Origin of the sequence: Myroides guanonis (genome assembly GCF_900114085.1) — a bacterium.
GTDB lineage: Bacteria > Bacteroidota > Bacteroidia > Flavobacteriales > Flavobacteriaceae > Flavobacterium > Flavobacterium guanonis.
Genome location: NZ_FORU01000028.1, coordinates 1 through 2,425, shown reverse-complemented (window position 1 = coordinate 2,425; position 2,425 = coordinate 1). Strand labels below are relative to the sequence as shown.

Sequence of the window (2,425 nt, the reverse complement as noted above, 5' to 3'; positions counted from 1 at the left end):
TCATAATTAATTCCTGCACTTAAAGAACCTTGATTAATAGAATACATACCCACATTTTCACCCGTATCACGACTCAACGTTCCTGTTAACACATTAGAAGCTTGCTCGTTATTTTTCAATCCTGAAACCGTATAAGTTAACTCAGGATCGACATTCCCATACAATTTAGTCTGACCTGCATTTACAGATACTGTAAGTTCTGCAGGCATAGCATTAAGTACAACTTTAATTCTGTGACTTTCACAGCCATTAATATTAGCACTAATCAAATACAAATATTGTCCTACATTAAGCGTTGCTATATCAGGTGCAGGAATACTATTACCTCCAATCTCATCTCTAAACCACGTCAAGGGATAATTCCCTAACAAAGAATCAATCATTGTCATTATACTTTGTGTATCAGTTCCATAATAAAAATCGCTTTGTAATCCAGCCACATTTAAAGTAGGCTTTTTCAACTCAACCTTTACAGCAGTTCGAGTTTCACTTGTACAAGTTCCAATAGTTTGAGAAGCATAATAGGTCGTATTATCTTCTAAAAGTGTCGTGTGAGGTAAAGCAACACTTCCTGTTTCTGTAGCATACCATTGTATTCCACTTCCCTGAATACCAATACTATTTAAAGTCGGATCTGAACTTGCACAGAAAGTTTGGACAGGTGTATTCGCAATAGGTGCAGCTATATCAATAACATTAGCTATAACCTCTGTTCTAGGAGAAATACATTCTTTCTCATAAATAATATTATAAAAATAGTAGTAATGGTCCCTTGTAAATCCATCAAAAAAACCTGAAGTAACAGTCATGATGCCATTATCCTCTTTATATGGAAAAGAGACAGGTGAATCTCGATATAATGTAATATCTGAAAATGATTTAATAACCATTCTATACCCAGTTCCTGCCGCTAATTTGAATTTTAAAGGTATTGTTACTCGTTTATTAATATCGGCCGTGTTCACAGAAATATCACCTGTTGAAAATAGTTCTTTACCTTGATTATCTCTTATTGCAATATTCAAGGTTCCATAATTTCCTACAAAAACATCTGTACTCTTTAATATCACATCTTGATTTAAGTCAAAAATAATTCCCCAGTCTTTAAAAGTATTTATATCATTTGCTGAACTATGTAAATCTGTTTTTCCACCACTTGAATTTAAAAACTCAGAGGCCATAGCCTCAACCCAATAAGATTTAGAGCTACTTAGATTAGGAGTGGCAAAACTATTCCCTACTGCTAATGGAATTTCAGATGTTGGACTATCATACCACCTTACAATGCCACTATTATAGTTAGCACTTAAGTAAGCAGAACTATTTTTACATGCATTCTGTGAAGAAGTAGAGATTATCTTTGGAATTTCACAATTAGTTAAAAACGAAATAGGTCCCATCCAATCTTGTACGCCTTTAGCACCACAATTAGAACGTATATAAAAGTACAATTGTTTTAAAGGAGGCAAACCCGTTAATTTATGAGTGGTTGCATCAAACGAAATTGTTCCAGTACTCACCAAACCAACAGCACCAGATCCAGGAACACCAGAAGTTCTAACCTCATACTCATAACCTAATAAGGGAAGCACTGAAGGCAAAACTAAATTCACTTTAGCTGTAGCTCCAATAATATCACTGATTGTAACCGCTAGCGGATTGTCGCAATCGATATATTTTTGAGCCGATACAGCAAAAATATTTACAACTCCACTAGAGTTAGGCTCTCTAACAAATTGAATAGATTTAATAGATTTATTCTGATATATATTAGAGATATCAATAGTAACCTCATACAATCTAGGATTTGATGCTGGGTTCTCAACTACATTATTCATTCTACCTATCCTTCCAAAATCATGAAAAGCTATAGCAGACAATGTTCCACTATACCAATCGCTTATAAAAATATTAAGAAAAACCATTGCACTGTTATCTTCAAAAGTAACTTTACAAGTTAAATTAGATGATCCACTTCCTGAGGTAACCAACATAAATAACTTTTTTGCCTTAACTGATCCACTAACATTAGAAATAATAGAGGAATTAGAACCATTTAATTGAATAGAGTTAGAATCACTATAATCTTTAAGTTGATATTTCAACCCCATAGTAGCTTCTGAGTTTATAATACCATCAACAGGAAACCCCTTAGTTTGAGGAGAAGAAGTTGAAGTTAACATCCAATTAATGGATTTAAATGAGAAACTAACACCATCAACATCACTCGTGGTTGAACTAGCTGCTGTTCCAATACCATCTGCAATCACATCTTGATTAAAACCATCGATACTCAAAGTTTGGTATACTTTGTAGGCTTCCCCAAAAACAGGACAGTTGTTAATTCAAATTTATTAAATTTAAAATTTTAAACTGTCATTATGAAAACGAGCAATTTTAGCGAGAGTCAAATCCTTAAAGCCCT

At 33.6% G+C, this 2,425-nt stretch carries 1 protein-coding gene; it reads right to left on the bottom strand.

The window, feature by feature from the left end; all coding sequences use genetic code 11:
• The coding region (locus tag BM024_RS13555) for an MBG-2 domain-containing protein (protein ID WP_177190219.1) at positions 1-2,297 on the bottom strand (2,297 nt) is incomplete at its 3' end.
• Positions 2,298-2,425: the final 128 nt, after the last annotated feature.